The following is a 25770-nucleotide window of genomic DNA, read 5'->3' on the forward strand; positions in this document are numbered from 1 at the left end:
AGCGAATGAAAGTTAAAGTATTAGTCCTAATTATTATAAGTTACTACTGTTTAGAAGCGAAAGCCCAAGACCCAGTTTTCTCTCAATATTTTTTAGTTCCAGAGACCATGAATCCTGGATTTTCTGGTTTTGAAGATGCGACATATTTAGGGTTGATCCACAGAACACAATGGCCTAGCTTAGACCTAAGAATAGATACCGAATACGCCTTTTTTAATACTTGGCTTGAAAACATTGGTGGTGTAGGTGTTAGCATCTTAAATCAGCATGAAAACAATACCAGCTACAATCATTTGCAAGGAAATATCAACTACTCATATCATGTAAAATTGGCAAACGACTGGTTCTTTAGACCTGCTATAGAATTTGGTTTTGGTACAAAGTCCTTTAATTTCAGTAATCTGGTATTAGCCGATCAAATCAATATTAATTCAGAAACTATAAATCCTATTTCATCAGACATATTTGCAATGAATGCGAACAGAAATGTTTCTTTCTTTGATTTTAATGCTGGTTTTGTTTTTGATAAAAAAAATACACGAAACGATACGGACTTGTGGTTAGGAGCTTCTATAAAACACCTGAACAGACCCAATATTTCATTTGTAGAAAATGGCAATGTGCCATTAGATATTTTTTATTCCATTCATGCCAATTATAAGTTTCCTTATTTTGATTATAATGACATGCTTATTTCTGTTAATTACATGCAACAAGGACAGTATAACAGATTAGATATAGGAACCACTGTAAAGCTCGAAAAACTTATGTTAGGTGCTATGGCAGTTACCAATCCTGCCAAAAACAGCTTAAATAGTCATTTATTAACTTCAATCAATGCATTTATAGGATTAGAATTCGAACAGCTACGTTTTGGTTTCTCTTATGATTTAAACACCACCAAAATTGGTAGAACAGATGGCGTTTACGAACTTTCTATAACCTATTTAGCAGGCTGTCTAATTTGCAAAAACCCAGCAAATTTGGAACGAAGAAAATAGTACTTAGAACTCATCTTGATTTTTCCTGTAGGTTTAGACAGACGAAACTATGCTCACTACTTTTAAAGTATAGATCTGTCAGGTTTTAAAACCTGACAGATCTAAATAAATACTTGATTCGTATAATGTTTTTTTGATTTTTCCAACTAATATAAAACGGTTACCTTAAAGCTATTATGATAAATTCACATATTAAAAAGGTACTTGTTTTATAAAGATATGATAGAGAAATTCGTTTTTAAAAATTTACATTTAAAAGCTCTCCACTCAATTGCAATAACTGTAGTTCAATAAGTTTTGCATCAAATTTTGCATTGTTAAATGCTGTTTTAGAATTGATTAAATTAATCTGTGCTTGTCTAAATTCTATTGATGTAATTTGTCCTAATTTATAACGTTCCGTACTTCTATCAAAATTATTTTGGGTTGTTAAAATGTTTTTTTCTTGCGCTTTTAAAATGAATAATTGGTTTTGATAATTCCCCCAATTATTTTTTAAATTATTATCTATGGTTACTTTTTGTTCTTCCAATAAAATTTGCTGATTTTCTAAAGCAATTTTTGCATTGGCAACTCTGGTTTTTCTACTTCCTCCATCAAATAAATTCCAAGATAAATTTAAACCAGCATTAAGCCCATTAGCCGCAGAACTAGCTAAAAAAGATGTCGTTGGGTTTTCACTTTTATTCCATCCATAAGACGTGGTTAGTCCTAAAGATGGTAAGTTACTTGCCTTGTTTATTTTAATATTGAACCTACTAATAGCAATATTTTTTTCGCTTTGTTTTAACGTCGTATTATTTGCAATTGTTTTTTGTTCTAATTCTTCAAAATTCATCATTTTATTAAAATCAACTTCAGTTTCAACATCATAATTCACTTCTTTTTCTATCCCTAAAACAACATTTAACCTACGTTTTTCGTTTGTTAATTGCTGTTTAGCATTTATTAATGCAATACTATCATTATTGACATCTACTTCTGCATTTAACAATTCTAATTTAGTAGATTGCCCATATTCATATTGATATTTTACACGTTCTAATCGTCTTTTAGAAATAGATAAAGCCTCATTAAGGTTATTTGTATTTTCCGTTACACGAGCAATCTGAAAATATACTGTAAACAATTGTAAACAAGCATTTTCTATAGTTTCTTTTACTTGTAATTCTGTTAAATTATAACTCTCTTTTAATTGTTGATAATTATACTTTCTTCCTAAACCGTCAAAAATGGTATAATTTAAATTCACAGATGCGTTATATGTTTTTGTTTCAGCCCCATTAATACTTGTAGATGTTCCGTCCTGACGTGTAATTGTTTGATTATCGTTTCTATAATTTGCCCCAGAAGCAGCTGAAAATGTTGGTAAAAGACCTCTGTTATAAATACTTTTATTATTTTTTGCAACTTCTAAATTATTGTTGGCAACTTTAATTCCGAAGTTATTTTCTAAAGTGATTTTTAAGGCTTCTTTTTTTGTTAAAATTTCTTGTGATATGCCCTGTAATACCGATAAAAAAACAAGGATTAAAATACTATTTTTATTAAATTTCATCTTCATCAAATTTAGATTCAATAATGGCTCTTTCTACTTCTTCTTTACTTATTTTTCTATCTGTTTTTAACCACTTAACGCCAACTTTAACAGAATTTGAAACAGACAATAAAAGTGGCAACATGACCAATGTTAAAATAGTGGCAATAGCAATACCGTAAGCAATAGAAATTGCCATAGGAATTAAAAATTGAGCTTGTCTACTTTTTTCCAACATCAACGGTGCTAAACCTGCAATTGTAGTTAAAGATGTTAAAAAAATGGCTCTAAAACGAGATTGACCAGCTTTAATTAAGGCCATGTCAAATTTTAGTCCTTCTTTGAGGTAACTATTAAATTTTCCTATTAAAACCAAACCGTCATTTACCATAATCCCTACTAAAGCAATAATCCCTAACCACGATAAAATACCGATAGAAAAACCATGAATGTAATGCCCCCAAACCACTCCAATCATGCTAAAAGGAATCATAACAATTAATAAAACGGGCTGACTATAGGAACGAAACGTAAAAGCAATTACCATATAAATTAAGAGCAAAATAATTGGACCAACAGTTTTTACGGAATCTATCGTTTTTTTAGCTTCTCTATTTTGCCCTTCATATAAAGGTGAAACTGTTGGGTACTTAGAAAGGATTTCAGGCATCAATCGTACTTTTATATCTTCTAAAATTTCTGTAGCATTAGCTTCAGGTCCTTTTAGGTCTGCACTAATCTGAATTTCTCTTTTTCCTTCTAAATGGTTAATTGTAATATCTCCTCTTTCTATAATGTAATTGCCAATTTCAGAAAAAGGAATTCTTGCTCCGTTTGGAGCAACAATACGCATGTCGTCTAAATCTTTAATAGAGGATCTGTTTTTTTTATCATAACGCACCCAAACTTTTATTTCATCTTGTCCACGTTGAAAACGTTGCGCTTGAAAACCAAAGAATCCATAACGTACTTGATTCATAACAGATTGCAAATTCAGACCTAATAGATACGCACTTTCCTTTAAGGTAATTCTAATCTCTTTAATTCCTGCGGGATCATTATCCGTTACATCTTTTAATAAAGGATTACTTTCTAATTCTTGTTTTAATTCTTGTTTGGCCGTTTTAAGTTCTCCAATATTATTACCTAATAAAGAAACGGCTACTGGACTCCCTCCAAAATTCCCTCCAGAACCAAAAATTAAACTTTCTACACCATAAATTCTACCCACTTTATCTCTAATAGAATTAGTGATTTCTGGAGATGAAAAATCTCTTGCTTCACCTGGCAATAAATTAACTGTTAAAGTGGCATTTGCGCTTCCTGGCCCCACCCTTTTAATGACATTTTCTACAACTTGAAAATGGTCTGTTTGTTTTGCCGTGTAGTCTTTATTGATCAACCAAACTTTTTCTTCTATAGATGAAATAATAGAATCCGTAATTTGTTCATTTGTACCTTGCGGCATGGTTAAGCTAATCTGAATTCTGTCACTGGCAATGTTTGGGAAAAATGATGTTTTAACAACACTTCCTTTAATGGCCATGAAACTGAAGATTAAAATAGCTATTGGAATACAAAAAGAGAAAAATTTATTTTTTAAAGAAAACCTTAAAAAAGGCACATAATAATAATCTCTAATTTTAGACAAACCTTTATCTGCTATAGTATTTATTTTATTGAAAAAAGCGTCTACTGAATTTGTTTTTTGTGCTTCTCCTTTTTCAAGCCTTTTTCTATCTAAAGCTTTAGAATGGGCAATGTGCGCCGGTAAAATAATTAAGGCTTCAATTAAAGAAACGGTTAATGTTAACAATACGATTGTAGAAACTTCTCCAAAAAAACTTCCTAATCTACCATCTACAAAAAAGAAGGTAGAAAAAGCAATAATAGTAGTTAAAATGGCTGAAATAATTGGAGGAATAACCTCTAGGGTTCCATCTATTGCTGCTTTTATTTTAGATTTTCCTAAATCATAATAATGATGATAAATATTTTCTCCTATTACAATGCCATCATCAACCAAAATACCAATTACGATAATCATTCCAAAGAGTGATAAAACATTGATAGTTACATCAAATTGCGCGGCAAAAATAAACATTCCAAAAAAGGCAACGGGCAAACCAAATGCGACCCATATTGCTAAACGTAAATTTAGGAACAGTGCTAAAAAAAATAAAACCAATAAAATACCAGCAATACCATTTTCTATCAATAATTTTGTCCTTCCATTTAAAGTAATAGAAGAATCGCTAGAAATATTTAATTGAATATTTTGTTGTTTTTGGTTGTATTCATATATATAGTCCTTAATTTTTTCTGCGGAAGAAACTAAATCTTCATTATTAGTATTACTCACAGTAATATTAATTGCTAAATTGTTATTGTAGTACAATTTATCAGGGTCTTCAGACCAAATATCTTTTATTTCTGCAATATCTTTTAAGCGAATAATAGTTCCATTTATTTCTGTTCTTACAATCAAATTTTGTAATTCTATACCATAATACGAACGATTACTTGCTCTAATTAGAAAGTCTTCTTCAGCAGTCTTTATGTTTCCTCCCGTAATTAAAATATTCGCATTCCTTACCGCATTTGCCACTTCGGTAAAAGACATATTGTAAGCACGTAAATCGTTTTCACGAACCGCTATTTCTATTTCTTCATCGGGAAAACCAGAAATAACAACTTGAGATATTCCTTCAATTCCTCGAATATCATTTTCTATATTTCTTGCATATTGTTTTAACGATTTTAATGAAATATTTTCTCCACTTATGGTAAAACTAATAGTTGGTCTAATATTTTCTACTTTTGCAATTACGGCAGGTTCCATCCCTGAAGGAAAAGATGGCACTCTATCTACTGCATTTTTTACATTCGATAAAACAACGTCTATATTCTCCCCTTTTTCGACTTCTATATTTACACTTGCAGAATTTTCTCTGGAAACAGAAGTTACTCTTTCTACACCAACAATTCCTTTTAAATTATCTTCAATTTTTAGTACGACACCCTCTTCCATTTCTGCCGGTGAAGCTCCAGGGTATGTTAAATTAATCCTAATTAATTGTGAATCTACCAGTGGGAAAAATGATGATTTTATACTTAAAGCACCCACCAATCCAAATATTACAAATGCAATAATCATCACATTTACTGCTACAGGGTATTTTATAAAATATGTAATTATCTTCTTCATATAATTACTTCTTTTTATTGATTTTTACAATCATTCCATCAAAAGCTCCTGATAGCACTTGTGTTAAGATTTTATCGTTATTCTCTAAACCTTTTATCACTACAGTTTCAGCGCCAAAATAAACAGGTTTTACATTTGTAAGACTCAAAATACTATCATTTCTTACAGTATATACCGCCTTATTATTTACTAATAACTTTCTATTAATTTCAATAGCTTGACTTTCTGATTTTGCTACCAAATTAGCCTCTAAAAACATACCCTCTTTTAAGTCTTTGTGAGTCACATCCACATACACTTTTATCGTTTGTGAAACTTGATCTACTTTTCCATTTACACGAACAACTTTTCCTGTGTAATTTTTCGTTTTTTCTAAATTAGAAAGCGCTACAGAATTACCAACTTTTAATAAATCTATAAATTCTGAATTAATAGAAACTTCCATTTCATAAACACTTGGATCTATAAACTCTCCTAATTTCTGTCCAACTCTTACTAATGTACCTGGACTTACTAAAGCTTCTGTTAAAATTCCAGAAAAAGGGGCTCTAATTTGATGTTTTGCATAACGCACTTCTAAATTTTCAACATTGTAATAAGCACTTAAAATACCTCTACCACTAACAAAATACTGTTCTTTCTCTGATGAAAATTTAGGCAGTTTAGGGACCGGTTTATTCATATCAAAACCTTTTAAATAGTTTTCCCATTTTTTAAATTCGACAGGATAATCTAAACGCAAATCGGGCATAATTGCTGTAATTAAATTGTTTAAATTACTTTTTTGAGATTGCAAACTTGCGTAAAACTCATCACTATTAATAGTTAACAACCTTTCTCCTTTATAGTAATTTGTTCCAGCTTTAAATAATTTTTTAGATGGTTTTAAAACACCCTGAACTTCAGAAAAAATTTCTATTTTATTCTTTGCTGTTAAATTTCCACTAGCAGATAAAACAATAGGAATATCTTTGTTTTCTACATTTTCCACAAAAACAGTTTTAATTGTTTTTTTAAATTTTGGTTTGGGCTTTTGGTTTTTATCAATTAAATGTTTCCCTAAAAAGATAGCGACTACAATAGCTAAAACTCCTAGAATACCCAAAATTATATTTCTCATAAGATTTTATAATGATTCAATTTTAGAATTAAAATTTGATTGTATTTTCTTTAATATATTTATTATTTGTTCTTTCTCTTTCTCTGAAATATTTGACTCTATATCTGTTATCATTTCTTCTATAATAGGTTTAGTTTTAAAAAAAATCTCTTTTCCTAATTGGGTTAGATAAACATTATTTACGCGTTTATCCTTTGTGCTTTGTTTTCTTAAAATGTAATTTTTGCGTTCCATTTTAGAAAGTAATCTTGTTAAAGAAGATTTGTTTCTTAATGTTAAAAAAGCAAGCTCATTTTGATTCAATCCATTTTTGTCATGAAGCTTCTTTAAAACAATCATTTGCTCTTTTGTTAAGTCTAGCCCCTTATACTTCAAAAATTCTTGAAAAGCATAATCAATAATTTTAACGGTTTTCCCTAGCCAAGGACCGATAGAGTTTTCAAAATCTATATGAATGTCATCGTTTTCCATAGTGCAAACATAAACTAAAACTCCAATTAGTTGCATATGCAACTAGTTAAATTTTTATTAATAAAAAATACTTAAAACAACTATCCATCATATCGACAGGCAGTCCTGAGGTAAGTCATAGAGGTGATTAACGCATTTTATATTCTGAAGATTGGTATTTACTTAACTTTAAGCATCTTTTTTGCAAACTTTGAAAACTGCCAATTGTGATGCTTTGTAGCTTGTTTCAAATTTTCTCGACATTTCTCTCCACAAGAACTTATCCACATTAAATAATTAAATGCATTCATGCGTATCTCAAAACCGTATTTTGCGTTTGTATAGTCAAGAAGCTCATTAAAAAATAATTCTTTGTTTTCGGGTTCAAAATCATCAGTAACTAAAGCAAGTGTTAACCAAAGCGTTCTTATATTCTTGTCGTTAAATCCTTCAATACCTTTAGTTTTTTCTAAATATTTACTTTGTTCTTTAGGAAAACTATTCCATAGACCAAATAAAGCAGCTTCTATAGTTACATATGATTTATCGTCAAGAAATGTTTCGTATTCTTTTTTAAACTCTTCTGGTACTTTAGATATACTTTTAGCAATGGCCTGTCTCACCTTTAGAGAATTCTTAAAATCCTCTTTTTTTAATCGATTTGGCATTTGAAAAATGACTTTTATTTTAGCTTCATCCGAAATCCCAGATAACAAATAACCCGAACATTTGGATGTGTAGGCCGTACAATCAACCATTAGATATTCTTGCATAAATACTGATTTTTCAAGGCTCTTCAAAGCTTCATCATAATTAAACTTTTTAGTCTCCAGCCAAGCTTCAACAAATGCTTTTAAGTCCTTACCACTTGCCTTCTCTACTTCATTGATAAAATCATCTGTTTCTACATTTTTAAATTGATGTTTTTTCAAATAATTTCTTACCGCTTTTTTAAAAGCCCTATCCCCCACTTTTTCACGTAATAAATGTAACACCCAAGCTCCTTTTTTATAAAAAGTTATACTACTCGATTTAGGATCTAAAAGCGATGTACTTCGCCTGGTATTATGCTGTTCCAATAACTCCTGAGCATATTCGTAAAGCCTCCAATAGTAATAATTATCACCAAAAATATTACGTTCTGCCAGTAAAGCATAATACGTTGCAAAGCCTTCTTGCAACCAATGGTGCGTTCCTGAAGTTTCTGTAACCAAATTCCCAAACCATTGATGCGCTAATTCATGTGCATTAACATTTACATAATTTTTATCAACAAAAGCAATGGAATCAACCACAAAAGCATCAGAAAAAATAGTGGTTCCAGTATTTTCCATACCGGCATACAGAAAATCTTTTACTGGCACTTGCTTATAATTTTGCCAAGGATATGGAACACCAATTTCTTCTTCCAGAAAATCGAACATTTGTTTGGTGTAACGATAGGTTGGTTCAAACTTTAAAGAATCTTCAGGATAATAATACATCTCTAACAGAATGCCACTTTTTGAGTATGCTACTTTTTTATCGTATTTGCCAATAGCTAAAGCTACTAAATAGCTGGACATGGGTTGCTCCATATTGTACTGCCATTTCGTGTAATCTCCGTTAACCGTTTTCTCTATTAGCTTTCCATTAGCAATAACATCATACCCCTCATTAACAGAAACAGACAAATCAAACTCCACCTTTTCATTCATATCATCAAAACTCGGCAACCAATTACTTGTGTATTTACCTTGTCCTTGTGTCCAAATTTGCTTATTTATACAATTTACTTGTAATGAATCTCTTGAAGTGATACTTTCATCATGATTCCAATCAATGAAATACATAGCTTTTTTGGGGTTCGTTTTCCATGTAATATTCACTTTATGATTGCTATTAGCCTTAAAAGGATGTTTTATAATAAGTTGTTTTCCATTATATAAATTTCCTTCAAACTTTCCATCTAGTATATATTCTATTTCCTCAAAAGACCTAGCATCAATATAAATAGAATCGATATCTTTTAAAACTTTAAACTCATATAAAATAGCTCCCGAAATCTCTCGTTTTAATAAATCTCCAAAAATAACATCAACTTTTGCCATTTTAAAATCGACATACCCAACTTGTTGACTTTCAGAAAAAAAACCAATAAACAACAATAAAATAAAAAACAGATATTTCATAAACATGTTCTGAACAAAAATTACACTAAAATAACCTTTAAATACGAACTTTAAGTATGAGAAATAATTAAATTCGTGTAACGTTCGTTAAATAACTAATAATTAAACTCTTTTAAAGAATTAAATAGATCTTTAAAATAAATTTACTTTATTGTTTAGAAAAAGTATCATATATAGTTTGCTTTTCGCTGTTACTTTTTTAAATGCACAAAAAGAAACGGCCATCTGGTACTTTGGAGAAAATGCAGGTTTGGACTTTAATAGTGGAGTTCCAGTTGCTTTAAGTGATGGTGAACTCACATCTTTAGAAGGATCTGCCACTATATCTGACAAAGATGGTAATTTATTATTTTATACTGATGGCATTACAGTTTGGAACAGAAATCATGATGTGATGCCTAATGGCTCTGGTTTAAAAGGACACAATTCCAGCACACAATCCAGTATTATAATCCCACTTCCACAAACCTCAGATATTTATTACATCTTTACAAATGACGGAGTTTCTAACGGATTACAATATAATATTTTGGATATGTCATTAGACGGAGGCATGGGAGATATTTTCAGTAAAAATAATCCTCTGGAAAACGAAGTTTATGAAAAATTAACAGCTGTATTGCATGCAAACGGGAACGATGTCTGGATTATAGCCCACAAACGCAATAGTAATGAATTTATAACTTATTTGTTAGGTGAAGCAGGCTTAAACACTATACCTGTCATTTCTGCTGTAGGATCCATTAGCGGCATTCAAGGCTACATGAAAACTTCACCTAATGGGAAACTACTAGCTATAACAAACACAGCTTATTATAATAATAACAATGCAAAAGTAGAATTATTTCGCTTTGACAATACCAAGGGGAAAATTAGTGCACCCATCAATATTGGCTCTTCCTTAATTCATTCAACTATACGTACTCCCAAAGGACCATATGGTTTGGAATTCTCTTCAGATAGTAGTAAGCTTTACATAAGTACCAAAGCTCTGGACACTGATGGATTAACATATTATATATATCAATTTGATGTTAGTAATTATAACAAAAACAACATTTTAGATTCAGCAAGAATAATTGCTGAGAGTAAAAACATAGGGTTATATGCTTTACAAATAGCTATAGATAATAAAATATACGTCGCACAAAATGAAACAAACTATTTAGCTGTTATTGATAATCCCAATGCATTAGGCAGCCTTTCTAATTTTCGATTTAATGCCATTAATTTAGGCTTAGGAAAAGCAGCTTTTGGCCTTCCCCCTTTTATCCAATCCTATTTTATTAATGAAATTTTAGCTAAAAATTTCTGTCTGGGATATTCTACAAAATTCTCAGTAAATATAAATGGTAATAATTCAAAGGTATTTTGGGATTTTGGTGATGGACACACATCTACAGACATAGCCCCATTACATACTTATGATCGTCCTGGAAACTATACTGTAAAGGTAACAGCCACTTCAAATATTAATGCAATCTCAAACAGAAAGACACTAACTAAAGAGATCACTATTTACGAAACACCTATTGCAAATACTATTTCTGACTCCAGTTTTTGTTATACAGAAAACAACAAGGAATTCGATTTATCAACTAAGAACAATGACATATTAGGTATACAATTCGAAAGTGATTACCAAATAAGTTACCATTCGAGCAGTTTAAATGCAATAAATGCTATTGAACTACCTGTTAAATATACCGAATTTAGTGATGAAGAAATTATTTATGCAAAAATTTCCAATATCAATAATTTAGATTGTTACGATATTACCAGTTTTACTTTATATTCCAGGTTATTACAGGCACCTAATGTAGAAGACATGTACTTTTTATGTCCTAATAATCCGAGTATTACAATTAATGCCGGAGATTTTGAGGGTTTATCCTGGCAGAATAGTAATGGAGATATCATAGGAACAAATAGTTCAATAACTATTACCCAACCAGATACCTATACCTTATCAATCTTTGATACTTTCGATAATAATACTATTTGCGAAAACATTACCAATTTTGAGGTATTCCCATTTGACATTATAGATAATTTTGACATTGAGATGTCCTCATTCTCATCTCTTATCACACTCACTATAAACACATTATCTAATCAAGACTTTGAATACTCGTTGGATGGTGAGGTGTATCAATCAAGTAATATATTCGAAGTAGGCGTTGGAGATCATACCATATACATAAGAGATACATCTGCTTGTAAAACTATAACTAAAGCCATTACGGCTTTCGGCTATAAACCCTTTTTTACTCCTAATGGAGATGGCATAAATGAAAATTGGCATATTTACGAAGTCCAGAAATACCCTGGCTCTAAAGTTTTTATTTACGATAGATACGGAAAATTACTAAAGCAACTATTCCCTAACAACGTAGGATGGGATGGTCGTTTTAACGGAAAACTTCTGCCAAATTCCGATTATTGGTTCCGATTCGAAAATAATGGAGAAATACATACGGGACACTTCGCTCTCAAACGTTAAGCTTATGTCCTCAAGTGGCGTACTAAAAGTGTTTTTTTGCTTCTAAAAAATAACTTAAATTCGCTTTTATGTCTGTAAAACTTCAAACACCAATAGATTATTTAAAAGGCGTTGGTCCAAACCGTGCCGATTTATTGCGAAAGGAACTAGGCATACACACCTATCAGGATTTAATTAATTTATTTCCAAACAGGTACATAGACCGAACACGATATTATAAAATTAACCAACTACAACGCAACAATGCAGATGTACAGGTGGTTGGCAAAATTATCGCCTTTAAAGAAGTGGCTCAAAAACGGGGTAAGCGCTTAGTAGGAACTTTTCAAGACGATACTGGTACGATGGAGTTAGTTTGGTTTCGAGGACAAAAATGGATTCGTGATAACCTAAAACTTAATAAGCCTTATATAATATTCGGAAAGACCAATTGGTTTAATGGTAAGTTTAATATGCCTCATCCAGATATAGAAGAATTGGAAGCTCATAAACAAAATTTGCGTTCTGCCATGCAACCAGTATATCCTTCTACAGAGAAATTATCAAATAGAGGCATAACAAACCGAGTGATTGGTAAAATTATGCAACAGCTATTTATAGAAACTGGAGGAAGGTTTACCGAAACACTCTCTAAAAATTTACTTACCGAACTCAAATTAATTTCTAAAAGCGAAGCACTTTTTAATGTGCATTTTCCGAAAAGTCAAGAGTTACTTTCAAAAGCTCAATTTCGATTAAAATTTGAAGAATTATTTTATATTCAGTTACAACTTATCATCAAAAATTTAGTGCACAAAACAAAAATTAAAGGCTTTCCTTTTGAAAAAGTAGGCATTCATTTCAACACCTTTTTTAAAGAACATTTACCCTTTGAATTAACAGGTGCACAGAAACGCGTTTTAAAAGAAATTCGTGCGGATTTGGGTAGCAATGCGCAAATGAACAGGCTATTACAAGGAGATGTTGGTTCTGGTAAGACCATAGTAGCCCTTATGTCAATGTTAATAGCACTTGACAATGGTTTTCAAGCGTGCTTAATGGCTCCGACTGAAATTTTGTCAGTTCAACACTATAACGGACTACTTGAATACTGTAACAAATTGAATATCAGAATAGGACTATTAACAGGTTCAACTAAAACTTCAGAAAGAAAAATAATTCATGAGAATCTAGAAAATGGCGATTTACAAATACTAATTGGCACTCATGCTTTACTTGAAGATAAGGTAAAATTTAAAAATTTAGGGCTTGCTATTATAGATGAACAACATCGTTTTGGAGTGGCACAACGAAGCAAATTATGGAAGAAAGGCCCTCCTCAATCCTCCCAAAAGGAAGACGCAAAATCCGTTCAGCAAAATAATGGGACTTCTACACCTCCACACATTTTGGTGATGACTGCAACTCCAATTCCCAGAACGTTGGCGATGTCTGTTTATGGCGATCTGGACATCTCTATTATTGATGAATTGCCACCAGGTAGGCAGTCTATAAAAACAGTACATCGTTATGATAAAAATAGACTGAATGTTTTTAAATTCATTAAGGATGAAATAACAAAAGGCAGACAAATTTATATTGTATATCCATTAATTCAGGAAAATGAGAAAATGGATTATAAAGATTTAATGGATGGCTACGAAAGTATTTCCAGAGATTTTCCTTTACCTGACTATCAAATATCCATCGTTCATGGAAAAATGAAGCCTGCTGATAAAGATTACGAAATGCAACGTTTTATAAAGGGTGAAACTCAAATCATGGTAGCCACAACTGTTATTGAGGTTGGTGTGAATGTACCTAATGCTTCAGTAATGATTATTGAAAGCGCAGAACGTTTTGGCTTATCACAATTGCATCAGCTTCGTGGTCGTGTGGGGCGTGGTGCAGAACAGAGCTATTGTATTTTAATGACGAGCCATAAGCTTAGTAATGATAGTAAGACACGCTTAGAAACTATGGTTAGAACTAGTGATGGTTTTGAAATAGCAGAAGTCGATTTACGCTTGCGTGGTCCTGGGGATATTATGGGAACACAACAAAGCGGTGTTTTAAACCTTAAAATTGCAGATATTATAAAAGATAACGATATTCTTCAATTAGCAAGACATCATGCTAAAACTGTGCTTAAAAACGATTCTATACTGGCTTCTCCAGATAATAAAGTAATTTTAGATACTTATAAGTCATTAGGTAAGTACAAAAATATCTGGAATTATATAAGTTAGAAAAAAATCAAAAGGAAATATTAGCTATTTTTGGTTCAAACATTCAAATCATGAATAAATTATACTTATCTGATTTACAATTATTAAGTAAATCCCTAAAAAAACAATACTATTTGCTTTTATAAATTTTTTATTGGCTTTTACTTTTACCATATTCGGACAAACTAGTTATCAATTTATTAGTTCTGGAGCAGCAAATTCTACAAGAACTGGATTTAGAACTACCAATACCAACCCAACTGAAGCAAATTTAATTATAAGCAATTCAATTAACGTATCATCCTTAAAATCTGGTTTATATTTTTTAAATATAAAAACAAAAACAGGCATGACCTCTAAAAGATTGATGAAAATCTAAGTTTTTTGAATTTTTAATTGCTTTACCAATGCTTTAAAATTACCTTCATAAAAAATAAAATAATATGCTTGGTTTAAAACTAGAAACAGACCCACGTTGGGTAAATATTGTAGAATCTAATATTGAAGAGATTTTAACCGATCATGCATGGTGCGAACAAAAGGCTGCTTCTAACGCTATAACCATCATTACTTTAAACTCAGAGTATACCGATCTGGTCACTGATTTATTAGTATTAGCTCAAGAAGAGTTGGAACATTTCCAAATGGTTCATGATATTATAAAAAAACGTGGTTACAAACTAGGTAGAGAGCGCAAAGACAGTTATGTTAACGAGCTTTATAAATTCATGAATAAAGGTGGTAATAGACTGCAATGTATGGTAGACAGACTCCTGTTTTCTGCTATGATTGAAGCCAGAAGTTGTGAACGCTTTAAATTATTATCTAAAGAAATAAAAGACCCTGAACTTTCTAAATTCTATCATGATTTAATGATCAGTGAAGCAGGTCATTACACAACGTTTATAGGTTTTGCTCGCAAATATGGAAAGGATATTGATGTTGACAAACGCTGGCAAGAACTCGTTGATTTTGAAAGCATCGTCATAAAAAATTACGGTAAAGCCGAAACCATTCATGGATGAAAAAAGCCCAACCAAAACGGTTGAGCTAATCACAATGTTTGTAGTTTGATTGATGATTTTTTATTAAGCTTCCAACTCTTTTAAAAGTTTTTCTGAATTTGCCTTTACATTAGCTGGAGGGTTTAATGACAATGCCTTTTTTAAATACTTTATAGCATTCTTTTTATCTCCCATAGTTTTATAGCATTCGCCTAAACTGTCATAAGAATTAGCATCTTTAGGGTGATTTTTCACATTTAACTTAAAATATTTAAGTGCTCGATTATAGTCTTTTGATGCTATCATTTGATAACCTATAGCATTCAACTGGTTTTTATTTGCCATAGTTGAGGCCTCATCCATTAAAGCAGCATATTCTTGAGTTTTACCTAATTTATTTAATATTTGCCCTTTAATAGCCAAATTGTTAAATGTTTTTTGGCTATAAAAATTACCAGCAATAGCGCCATTAATCCAGCTTAATGCTTCATTTAAATCACCGCCATTATTTAATGAAAAACGAGCCATATTTTCCCAATTCTGTCTATTAAAACCTAAATTACCAATAGATTTATCTCTAAATTCATTTAAAACAATATTAGTAACATCGAATTCTACTTTGAAAGGAATTTCTTTTTTCTCCCATACAAGAGACACTATAGCGAATGTTGGTTGTATGTCATTCACTTCATAAGTCAATAGTTCTTTATGTGATATTGTTTTAGTTTTAACTTCAGCTCGTAATGCATCTTTAGACGCATCATAGAAATAACTTCCCCAGGCATTAGCATCATGAGACAAAATTATGGTGGCATTATCTGCATCTATTAATTCTACGTGTAACCCATATGTTCCAGCTTTTACAGCCTTTCCTTCTAGTTTAGCATTGTGTGTAAAAGTTATGGTTGTATTTTCGTTTGCCCCAGCTCTCCAAGGTGCTGCAGTTGAAGTTCCAAACCCCAAGTTATTCATTCCATAAGGAACCAATTTCCCCCATATTTCTCGATCTTTTACACTGGGTCTGGAGTATGTTATTGAAACATCTGAAATACCTATACGTTGGGACATTGTAGCTTGTTGACTTCCTCTAGGTATGTTTACCTGAGCTAATGTGCTAAAACTTAAAATAAGTAATAAACACATAAATAATGTGGTAAGGTTGTTAGTTTTCATTTTAGTTATATCTTGAGTTATGCTTTCAAGGTATGTACAAATCTGACCCACAGGTGTTAGCGTTTTGTTAAAGAATTATAACCCACTGTTAATTAACATTTTTTAAGAATTTAAGACCTTATATTTACTTCTTATAAAACCACGTCTAAATTGAATAGAATTTTTAACTTTGTTCTCTTATACCCAGATGAGAAAACGAATGATAAACATTCATGACAAAACATTAAAAGACTTAGAGTTTTCAACTGTCCTACAACAAGTAAGCGAACACTGCGTAACCGCACTAGGAAATGAAAAAGCGCTATTAACTGCCCCTTACAAAACAAAGGAAGAATTACTAGGTGCTTTGCAATTAACGAACGAATACTTATCCTCTTTTTATAATGATAACCGTATTCCAAACCATGGATTTGACTCTATTTCAAAGGAAATCAAGTTGTTACGAATTGAAAACACTTATTTAGAAGTACATGCATTAAAAAAAATAGTTTCAATTTCATTAACTGTAAATGAGATCGTTAAGTATCTTAAAAAGTTTGAGGAATATTATCCGGGACTTAATGCATATGCGTCACATATAGAAATCACTAAAGTAATTATTGAAAAAGTAGATGCTATTGTAGACCGATTTGGAGATATAAAAGACAATGCCTCTAGCCTGCTTTTTGAGTTACGTCAATCTATTAATTCTATAAAGGGTAAAATAAATGCTAGTTTCTCCTCTGCTCTAACCACTTATCATAATCTTGAATATTTAGATGATATTCGTGAATCTGTAGTAGAGAACAAACGCGTACTCGCTGTTAAAGCCATGTATCGCCGTAAAGTTAAGGGCGCTATTATGGGCGGTAGTAAAACAGGCAGTATTGTCTACATAGAGCCTGAAACTACTTTACAGTATTCCCGAGAACTTAATAATTTAGAATATGAAGAACAAGAAGAGGTTATTCGTATTTTAAAAGACCTTACTAATTATATTCGTCCGTTTTTACCATTATTAGAAAACTATCAGGCTTTTTTAATAAATATTGATGTTATTTCAGCGAAAGCGAAGTATGCACGATCTATGAATGCTATCCTTCCTGAGATTTCCGAAGGGAAAAGCATGTTTTTACGAGATGCCTACCATCCTTTATTATATTTAAACAATTTAGAAAAGAAAGAAACTACTTTTCCTCAGACTATAGAATTAAAACAAGATAGTAGAATTATAGTCATTTCAGGACCTAATGCTGGTGGAAAAAGTATTACTTTAAAAACTGTTGGTTTATTACAAGTCATGCTACAAAGCGGTTTATTGATTCCAGTACATGAACGCAGTAAAGTTTGCTTATTCGATAGAATTCTGAGTGATATTGGAGACAATCAATCTATTGAAAATCATCTAAGTACCTACAGCTACCGTTTAAAACAGATGAATTATTTTTTAAAAAAGTGTAATAAAAACACACTCTTTTTAATTGATGAATTTGGTACTGGTAGTGACCCTGAGTTAGGTGGCGCTTTAGCCGAAACTTTTTTAGAAGAGTTTTATCACAGAGAAGCCTTTGGTATTATAACTACGCATTATTCTAATTTAAAAATTTTAGCAAACGAGTTACCACATATGCTCAATGCGAATATGCTTTTTGATGAACGCACGCTTCTACCGCTTTTTAAATTAGTTATTGGACAAGCTGGAAGTTCATTTACTTTTGAGGTTGCTCAAAAAAACGGGATTCCTTATAGCTTGATAAACCGTGCCAAAAAGAAAATTGAACGTAGCAAAGTACGCTTTGATGCAACAATTGCTAAGCTTCAAAAGGAACGTTCCCGATTAGAAAAAACTGGACAATCGTTAAAACTAAACGAAAAGAAAAAAATAGAGGAAGCTGATAAGTTAGAGGAAATTAATACTAAAATTCAAAAGAAACTAGAAAGCTATCAGGAACTATACGATAGTAACCAGCGCCTTATTTATTTAGGCCAGAAAGTAAACGATATTGCTGAAAAATACTTTGCCAACAAACAAAAACGGGAGCTGATGGCAGAGCTTTTTAAAGTCGTGCAAATTGAAAACTCTAAGCGCAAAAAAGTAACAGCCAAACAGAAAAAAGCCATAAAAGCTAAAGAAGAACAGATAAAAAAGGAAGCTGAAAAAGTAGTCACTGTTATACGCAAAAAGAAAAAAGAGGCTAAGAAAAAAGCTATTGAAACGCCTAAACCAAAACCTGTTTTAAAAATTGGAGACCGTGTACGCATGGAAGATGGACGTGCTATTGGTAGCATAGATAAAATTGAAAAAAACAAGGCTGTTGTAAATTATGGTATTTTTACGACTAATGTAAGTATAGAACAATTAGAACTTGTGGAAGCAGTGAAGAAGTAATTAGTGTTCAGTGTTCAGTGTTCAGTGTTCAGTAATAAAATTAATAATTGAATTTTACAATTAGGGTTGGTTCTCCAATACAAATTTATGATTGATTTACCTAAACATAAAAAACTTATCTTATTTGACGGTGTTTGTAACCTTTGCAACACCAGTGTGCAGTATGTTATAAAACATGATAAAAAGAATATATTCATGTTTGCGCCTTTACAAAGCGATATTGGTAAGCGTATAATTGAGCGCTTTAATATAGATACTAAAAAAACGGATTCTATATTGTTATATATTCCTAAAAGTAGCTTAGTATCAAAATCTACTGCTGCTTTAAAAATTGCTATGCATTTAGGCTTTCCACAAAATTTGATGCGTGTATTTTTTATTATTCCGCCATTTATTCGAAATTGGGTTTACGATTACATTGCTAAAAACCGTTATAAGTGGTATGGCAAAAAGGACGCTTGTATGATTCCTACACCCGAGCTGAAGAGTAAGTTTTTGGAGTAATTTTGATCATATCAAAGTGAGGTACTGGCAAAATACCATATCAAATTGATTCATTTTAATACAAATAAAACTATTCCTCGTAAATTTACTTGCACCAAATTCATTTCAATAATTCGAGGAGTTCACAACCCATAAAAGAGGCTGTCTAAAAAGTGTTATTCTGAATGGAATGAAGAATCTCTTTAAAATATATGACTCTGATTATGAGTGAAATAAGATTCTTCGCGTTGCTCTGAATGACAAGATTAACCACTTTTCAGACAGCCTCTTCCTAATTAAACTTTAAATTTATGGTTGCTTTTCCCATAAGACAACAGTACACTCAAATACTGTATGAGTTCTTTGATATACTTGAGTAGTTCCATTGTTAATAGTACATAAAGGAGCAGATGGAGTTTCTTTAACGTTACTACAATTAACAGGATAAGGTATGATACAATATAGCTCAATAGGGTCTCTATCGTAAGCTGTATTAACTGTAGCATCTTCATCCGCCATATCATTTTGATCAGACGCAAAAGCAAGTGAAGCCGTGATTGCTATCATTAGAGCAAACGCAGGTAAAACAGTCCTAAAAAAAATTGTTCTCATAATATAGGTTTTAAAAATTAATGACCTACTCTTTTTTACAGGTTTTCGGTCTTAACCCTGACTATAGTGTGTTTAATAGTTATTCCTGTGTTTTTTACCTAGAGTCTATAATTTTTTTATTTTGAGCCGTTATGGCAGCAGGTTGTAACTTCTTAAAATGATTCGCTAGTTGATAGGTTACCATATGATTCCCAATAAGCCCTATAAATTTATCGTGAAGCACATGAAATGCCTTTAGTTTATTTTTTCCAATATCCTCCACATAAAAGCTGAATTCATAGTAATTATTCTCCAGATTATACACATCAATAACAGATGAACTTTCCCATATTTCTATAGGTTCTGCCTTCCCTAGCAGTTTGGAATTCACAAACAGGTAGTTCCCATCAGTTGCACTATTTTGGTTTACTGTTAGAGCAGGTGCTGCCATTTTTTGTTGATTCTTAGAAGCAATGGTACCTACTTGTATTTGAGCTTGACTGATGGTGTCTATGGTATTACCTCGTAATTGTAATTGTAGACTATCATCGGCAACAACAAACTGATTGCGATAGCGGTAAGTATATATTAGTAATTCTCGTTCTTGATTATATTGAAGAATACCATCTACATCAAAGACCCCATCCACTTGTTTTTGCAAAAGTTTATGAGAAAGTGTCATTTTTGCTGAATCCGTAAGGCGTATGGTGCCTAATGCAAACTCATTGGTCTTATTACTCATCGTCCGTACCGCTAGAGTAACAGAGTCCATGGCTTGCGCATTGATAAAATAAAGCGGTTCCTCTAACATTGAATAGGCCTTCCAATCTTTAATGTTTCCTCTAAGAATGAATGGTATAGTGCCATCTGTTAAAAAGAAATAAGGAGGTATCACATGTAGTTGTGAAGAACGAAAAGGCAAACTATCCAGATCCATAGTTAAATGGATGTTCTGTTTGTTTTGTAGGGCTGTATCCACTACCGTGACATATAAAGGAGACCTTGGGTTACTCAAATAGATTTGTTTCTCATCAACTCCAGCAATATGGTACCCATTATATTCAAGATCCAAATCATGGATCTTCTTTGGGGGATTATAAAGAAATGCACGTTTAAAACTAGTGTCTCGCTGTGTCCCTTTTTTTGTAAAGGCAAATAAAATAACTATAAACCCGATACTACCAATAGTATATAAAAAAAGAGATTTATAGAGTTTTTTTGTATTATGAGAGGATACAAATTTTCGAGTTATATCATTTTTTTGCCTGTTAATAATACGGATTCCTATAAAGGCCAAAATAACAAAAGCAATATTAAGAATCAAATGCTCGGTCCAGCCCAATTTTTCGATAACACCACCACAAGAACAAGGAATATCATTACTAAAATTTAAGATGATAAAGATATAGGCCGTAAACATAACCATCAGATTAAAGGCTGCATACATTCCCAATAGTCTGAATCGAGGAATAAGTAAAAACAAAGCGATCAGGAACTCAAGGTACGGTATCACCCAAGCTATTATGCCAGCAAAAGGCGTTAGCATATCGGATTGACCTATTTGGATTTTAAACTCATCAAATACCAGCAATTTACTCAATGCTGCATATACAAATAGAAGAATATATTAGGAAACAAATAAACTCTAATAAGATGTTATTATATTTACTATAAGTTCTCATAAATACTTATTTAGTATAAATAAAAACTTAAAAGTATGAGATAAAATTTAGTTTAAAAGGATAAATAATTATCTTAGAGGGATTTATTAGTGGAATTCTAGATTGATACCAATCATATTTCGCTACACAGACATATGGTAAACAAAAGTCTGTTTTTATTGTGAACGAGTAACCTGAGAACATTTAAAAGCCTCAAAAAATAATAGATCATATATCAAAAAATTTGAGGCTTTATTTCAAACTTCTTAAAATAAAATCGACCTTTTTATTCGTGTTTTTATTTTCAGCATAAGAGTCTGTAACATGTTTAGCAGGAACAGCTAAGCCTTTTTCTATAAGTGATTCTATTTCATTAACATACTCAAGGGTTACTTTACCAGTTAGCAATAAATTTAAATCTTTGCCTTCATGATAATAATCATAAATCTTTTTAAGCCCTGTTAAATACAAATAATCTTTAGTAAAACCACCACCACGATGCACTCTTAAGGTAATATAAAAAGCAATGTTTCTATCTAAATCGTAATTATTATGTAACATTCTAAACGTTCTAGAAAACGAATAGCCTTTGGCTAAACTATCTACTGCAATAACGCGATATGCTAGCTCTTTTAGGCGCTTAACTGTTAAATTATCGCTCATGTATTCCGAAAAAACAGCTAAACCTTCCTGAGTTTCTTCATTGTTTGGAAATCCATGAGAAAATATTTTTAAAGGATGTAACAGTCCGTTCATGGTCGTTACCATATGCACTCCAATTTCGTGATTGGTAAGTACAGCAATTTCATTTTCGGAATAGATATGATTCGTATTTAAAACCAAGGATTTAATATTATTTAAAACCATGGCTATGGCCGAAATTTTATCGGAATGTGTTATGCTATAATTGAAATCATATTTTTCTGAAAATGTTTTAAAAAATACTTCAGATTCCGCAGCGCTATATTTAGGTTGAAAAATAACATCATCTTTCTTTTCATCATCAAAATGCAAAATAAACTTAGCATTTTCCACATCTTTTTCGGTTGGCGTACCAAAACAACGTAAACAATTATAATAGAACTTTTTACCACTCCCTATTGTTTCTACACACTGAATTAAACCAGAGTAAGCATAAATAATATCTTCGTATAAGTTTTTTATCTCTACATCTTCAATATGCTCTAAAGACTGCGTAAATAATTTTCTGTGCTGTTTAAACTTATCAAAATTTATTGCTGGGTACGTAAAAACAGGATCTGTTAAGTATTTTGAAGAAAAAAAACGTTTTTTTTCTTCCTCTATATTTAGTGGGTTTACATAACTTAAAAGCTCTATTTGTTTTACTAAACTATCGATATTTTTATCGATTTCTAATAGTACTTTGGTTACTTCATTTGTCTCAATCTTCATAAAACCTAACTTTTAAAAGCTTCATATACACTTAAAGCATGCTCAGGAATTCTTTTTATCAATTCCTTTTCTATAGCACTTACAACTTCGGGATATATAATTTGCTCATATTCATCACCATATATTTTAGCAATTTCAGTTGCCAAAACTAAGGTATTTTTAAAGTTCTTGGTAATATATTTCAAAAAATAACCATTACCTTGAAACGTATCATTAATTTTTGAAGTCGATTTTATATCATTTGGAAATGCCATTTCAGACAGGCTTTTTCTCCAATTTTCAATAACATCTCCAAAACGATCATTATCAACATTACTAGTTCCTAAATTCCAGATAGTCACCTCCCTATCCCAACGTTTCCAGTTGTAGCTATGCATGTCGTAAACGGTGCAAAAGCCATACTTTCTTTCTAATTTTTGGATAAGTATATGTACAACTTTGTAAAAATTCATATGTTTTGTTAGGCTTTTATCTTTCATTTCTTGCGAAAGTGGTTCATGCCATAATTGTTTTCCCCAGGCAGTTTCAAAAACGGCTTCTTCAGGCATTCTATTTAAATCGTATTCAAATCTGGAATCACACCCCGCAATAACAATGGGATGCGATTTAATCATGTTCTTAGTTTCTGGATCTTCTTCATACCAACGCTCATATTCGGTATGTATGCAGTTTTCCCAAAGTTCTTTTCTAAATTGATGTCCGTCGTGTATAGCTGCGCAAGCATAGGGCACATAAGAATCTATCTTTATTGTAAATGAATAGTCTGAAGAGACCGCCTCAAAAGTTTCTTCTTTGCAAATTTTGCTTATAATATCTTTAAGCGAAAGCTTTTCCATGGTTTATTCATTAACTAAACTACCCCACTCGGTCCAAGAACCATCATAAACTGATATATTTTTATAGCCAGAAATATTGGCTCCTAAAGCTAGTACACATGCTGTAATTCCCGAGCCACAAGAAAAAATAATAGAATCTTCTTTATTGGCTCTTTTATTCAAAGCTGCTTCAATAGCTTCTCTAGATTTTAATTCACCAGCATCTAATAAATCAGTATAAGGTAAATTCACTGAATTAGGAATAGTTCCCATTCGCAAACCTTCTCTTGGTTCTGGCTCTAAACCTTTAAACCTCCTTTCGGAACGTGCATCTATAATACAATGTGTTTTATTTTTTGAAGCCTCTTTCATGGCATTAAAAAATGTCATGTTTTCTGGTTTGTAATTAGCTATAAAATCACCTAATTCGCCATCATATTTTTTCATAACTTCGGTATCATAATTCGCTTTTTTCCAAGCAGGAAGCCCACCGTTCAAAACAGCAATGTTATCATAACTAAAAGCCTTAAACAACCACCAAACACGAGCGCTTGAGTAAATACCTTTGTCATCATAGACTACAATGGCACTATCTTTATTTATACCTAGATTTCTTGCTTCTTTTTGAAAATGTTTCTCTGTTGGAAATGTACTAGGAAACGATCCATTAATATCACTAAATTTCTTTTTAATATCAAAAAATCGTGAATTTGGTATTTGAATTTGTGTTGCATCAAATACTTTATTTATAGTACCGTCCAGAACAATAAGATTATTAGCTTCTATGTTTTTATGAAGCCATTCTACGGATACTAATGGTGATGACATTGAAATATTGGAATACATTATTTTCTTGCAAAGGTTACTTAGTTTTTATATTGAATAATTATTTATACTATTTAAATCAAATATTATGAGATGTCTCAATCTTAACTCATTTCGACAAAAACTTACTTGCTGCCAATCAAACACTATTAACTGCAAACTGTGACCGAACACTGAATACAATCTACTATTTATGCATCCTGTACTGTTTTACGAAGTCTGGTACGTCTATCAAAAGCTTGAAGTTTATCTATAACTTTCATTTCTAAAAAGTCAATGACTTTTTCTTCAATCTTGGTTTTTAGCTTGTACACTTTATTAATATATGTAATACCTCCTGGAGACATAACGTTGACTTCTACTAACTTACCTCCAATAACATCAATCCCTACAAAATACAATCCGTCATTTACCAGTTTAGGACCTATCTGCTTACATAATGCCTTTTCTGCTTTAGTCAAACTATGCTTTTGCACACTACCTCCTGCTGAAACATTAGACCGGTGATCGTCCGTTCCCGGAACACGCTTCATAGCTCCTACAGGCTCTCCATTTAAGATTAAAATACGTACATCACCTTCATCCGCTCCTTCTATATAATCCTGAAGAATCACATAATTAGATGTACCATTACTACTATTATTAATATAAAAATCTAATAATGAATTAATATTACTCATCGCCGATTTTTCAATTAAAATAACACCAGATCCGCCAAAACCGTTTAGAGGTTTTAAAATCATTCTATCTGCCGTAGATTCTTTAATCTGACGTATTAAGTACTTTTTACTTTTTGATACGTGTGTGGCTGGAATAATGTTACTATGCGCATCACCAAAAGCAGCGGTATACAATTTATTATTAGCTTCTCGCATACCTTCCAAAGAATTCATAATAAAGACATCATCTTTAACAGAATCTAAAAAATTAAGCATAATTGGATCCAGAGGAGGGTTTGCTCTAAAAAATATCACATCAAAACCTGCCAACGGAAGCATTTCTTCTCGCAGTTCTGCTTTATTATAAAATGATTTTAAGGAACTAGGTGTTTTTTCCATCCTACCTATCACCATACAAGAAGCACTTGTTACACTATTCCTAATGGTAAGATTTGCAGGTGAACATATAGCCACACCATGTCCCCTTTTCACACATTCTTTAATCAAAGTAAGTGACGTATCGGTCTCTGGCTTTATTTCTTCCCATGGGTACATTATAAAACACACATTCATAGTTACTT

At 31.7% G+C, this 25770-nt stretch carries 19 protein-coding genes; 7 read left to right on the plus strand and 12 right to left on the minus strand.

Annotated elements, in window-relative coordinates; genetic code table 11:
• Nucleotides 1-5: 5 nt before the first annotated feature.
• Nucleotides 6-1001: a PorP/SprF family type IX secretion system membrane protein gene (locus tag EM932_RS04410; protein WP_135875897.1), complete on the plus strand. Its 996-nt coding sequence runs from the start codon at nt 6-8 to the stop codon at nt 999-1001.
• Nucleotides 1002-1239: 238 nt separating this feature from the next.
• Here the strand turns inward: EM932_RS04410 and EM932_RS04415 are convergent, their stop codons facing one another.
• The 5 genes from EM932_RS04415 to EM932_RS04435 all read right to left on the minus strand — a co-directional run bounded on the left by EM932_RS04415 (nt 1240) and on the right by EM932_RS04435 (nt 9487).
• Nucleotides 1240-2559 (minus strand): TolC family protein, encoded by a 1320-nt coding sequence (locus EM932_RS04415; protein ID WP_135875899.1) that lies wholly within the window; start codon nt 2557-2559, stop codon nt 1240-1242.
• A complete protein-coding gene (locus EM932_RS04420) occupies nt 2549-5746 on the minus strand; it encodes an efflux RND transporter permease subunit (protein ID WP_135875901.1) in 3198 nt (1065 codons plus the stop codon). Before EM932_RS04420 ends, EM932_RS04415 begins: the two co-directional genes overlap by 11 nt.
• A 4-nt stretch (nt 5747-5750) precedes the next feature.
• The gene (locus EM932_RS04425) at nt 5751-6866 is read right to left on the minus strand and encodes an efflux RND transporter periplasmic adaptor subunit (protein WP_135875903.1); all 1116 of its coding nucleotides are present in this window, start codon (nt 6864-6866) and stop codon (nt 5751-5753) included.
• 6 nt (nt 6867-6872) lie between these two features.
• A complete protein-coding gene (locus tag EM932_RS04430; protein WP_246040889.1) occupies nt 6873-7373 on the minus strand; it encodes a MarR family winged helix-turn-helix transcriptional regulator in 501 nt (166 codons plus the stop codon).
• A 122-nt stretch (nt 7374-7495) separates the two neighbouring features.
• Entirely contained in the window at nt 7496-9487 is a 1992-nt protein-coding gene (locus tag EM932_RS04435; protein WP_135875905.1) for a M1 family metallopeptidase, read from the minus strand.
• A gap of 151 nt (nt 9488-9638) precedes the next feature.
• On the opposite strand from EM932_RS04435, the gene EM932_RS04440 reads away from it, so the two are divergent.
• The 4 genes from EM932_RS04440 (at nt 9639) to miaE (ending at nt 15222) form a co-directional block, all read left to right on the plus strand.
• On the plus strand, nt 9639-11990 hold the full coding sequence (locus EM932_RS04440) for a T9SS type B sorting domain-containing protein (protein WP_135875907.1): 2352 nt from the start codon (nt 9639-9641) through the stop codon (nt 11988-11990).
• Between the two features lie 68 nt (nt 11991-12058).
• Nucleotides 12059-14218 carry an ATP-dependent DNA helicase RecG gene (gene recG / locus EM932_RS04445; RefSeq protein WP_135875909.1) on the plus strand — a complete coding sequence of 720 codons (2160 nt, stop codon included), beginning with the start codon at nt 12059-12061 and terminating at the stop codon, nt 14216-14218.
• Nucleotides 14219-14351: 133 nt separating this feature from the next.
• Nucleotides 14352-14576 carry a T9SS type A sorting domain-containing protein gene (locus EM932_RS04450; RefSeq protein ID WP_170179720.1) on the plus strand — a complete coding sequence of 75 codons (225 nt, stop codon included), beginning with the start codon at nt 14352-14354 and terminating at the stop codon, nt 14574-14576.
• A gap of 64 nt (nt 14577-14640) precedes the next feature.
• Nucleotides 14641-15222 (plus strand): tRNA-(ms[2]io[6]A)-hydroxylase, encoded by a 582-nt coding sequence (gene miaE / locus EM932_RS04455; protein WP_135875913.1) that lies wholly within the window; start codon nt 14641-14643, stop codon nt 15220-15222.
• Nucleotides 15223-15285: 63 nt separating this feature from the next.
• Here the strand turns inward: miaE and EM932_RS04460 are convergent, their stop codons facing one another.
• Entirely contained in the window at nt 15286-16374 is a 1089-nt protein-coding gene (locus EM932_RS04460; protein WP_135875915.1) for a DUF2911 domain-containing protein, read from the minus strand.
• A gap of 199 nt (nt 16375-16573) precedes the next feature.
• Here EM932_RS04460 and EM932_RS04465 point away from each other — a divergent pair, with 199 nt between their 5' ends.
• Both EM932_RS04465 and EM932_RS04470 read left to right on the plus strand, forming a co-directional pair.
• Entirely contained in the window at nt 16574-18742 is a 2169-nt protein-coding gene (locus tag EM932_RS04465) for an endonuclease MutS2 (RefSeq protein WP_135875917.1), read from the plus strand.
• An 87-nt stretch (nt 18743-18829) separates the two neighbouring features.
• Nucleotides 18830-19246 carry a thiol-disulfide oxidoreductase DCC family protein gene (locus EM932_RS04470; RefSeq protein WP_135875919.1) on the plus strand — a complete coding sequence of 139 codons (417 nt, stop codon included), beginning with the start codon at nt 18830-18832 and terminating at the stop codon, nt 19244-19246.
• A gap of 288 nt (nt 19247-19534) precedes the next feature.
• On the opposite strand, the gene EM932_RS04475 is transcribed toward EM932_RS04470, so the two are convergent.
• From EM932_RS04475 to gshB, 6 genes are all read right to left on the minus strand, one after another.
• A complete protein-coding gene (locus EM932_RS04475; protein ID WP_135875921.1) occupies nt 19535-19837 on the minus strand; it encodes a DUF6520 family protein in 303 nt (100 codons plus the stop codon).
• A 94-nt stretch (nt 19838-19931) separates the two neighbouring features.
• Entirely contained in the window at nt 19932-21440 is a 1509-nt protein-coding gene (locus tag EM932_RS04480) for a MauE/DoxX family redox-associated membrane protein (protein WP_135875923.1), read from the minus strand.
• Nucleotides 21441-21729: 289 nt separating this feature from the next.
• On the minus strand, nt 21730-22890 hold the full coding sequence (locus EM932_RS04485) for a flavohemoglobin expression-modulating QEGLA motif protein (protein ID WP_170179722.1): 1161 nt from the start codon (nt 22888-22890) through the stop codon (nt 21730-21732).
• Nucleotides 22891-22895: 5 nt separating this feature from the next.
• Complete coding sequence (locus tag EM932_RS04490) at nt 22896-23726, minus strand: N-formylglutamate amidohydrolase (protein WP_135875926.1); 831 nt, start codon at nt 23724-23726, stop codon at nt 22896-22898.
• 3 nt (nt 23727-23729) lie between these two features.
• Nucleotides 23730-24551: a sulfurtransferase gene (locus tag EM932_RS04495; protein ID WP_135875928.1), complete on the minus strand. Its 822-nt coding sequence runs from the start codon at nt 24549-24551 to the stop codon at nt 23730-23732.
• 170 nt (nt 24552-24721) lie between these two features.
• Nucleotides 24722-25762: a glutathione synthase gene (gene gshB / locus EM932_RS04500; RefSeq protein WP_135875930.1), complete on the minus strand. Its 1041-nt coding sequence runs from the start codon at nt 25760-25762 to the stop codon at nt 24722-24724.
• Nucleotides 25763-25770: the final 8 nt, after the last annotated feature.

This window comes from Flavivirga rizhaonensis (assembly GCF_004791695.1).
In the GTDB taxonomy this organism is placed as follows: Bacteria; Bacteroidota; Bacteroidia; order Flavobacteriales; family Flavobacteriaceae; genus Flavivirga; species Flavivirga rizhaonensis.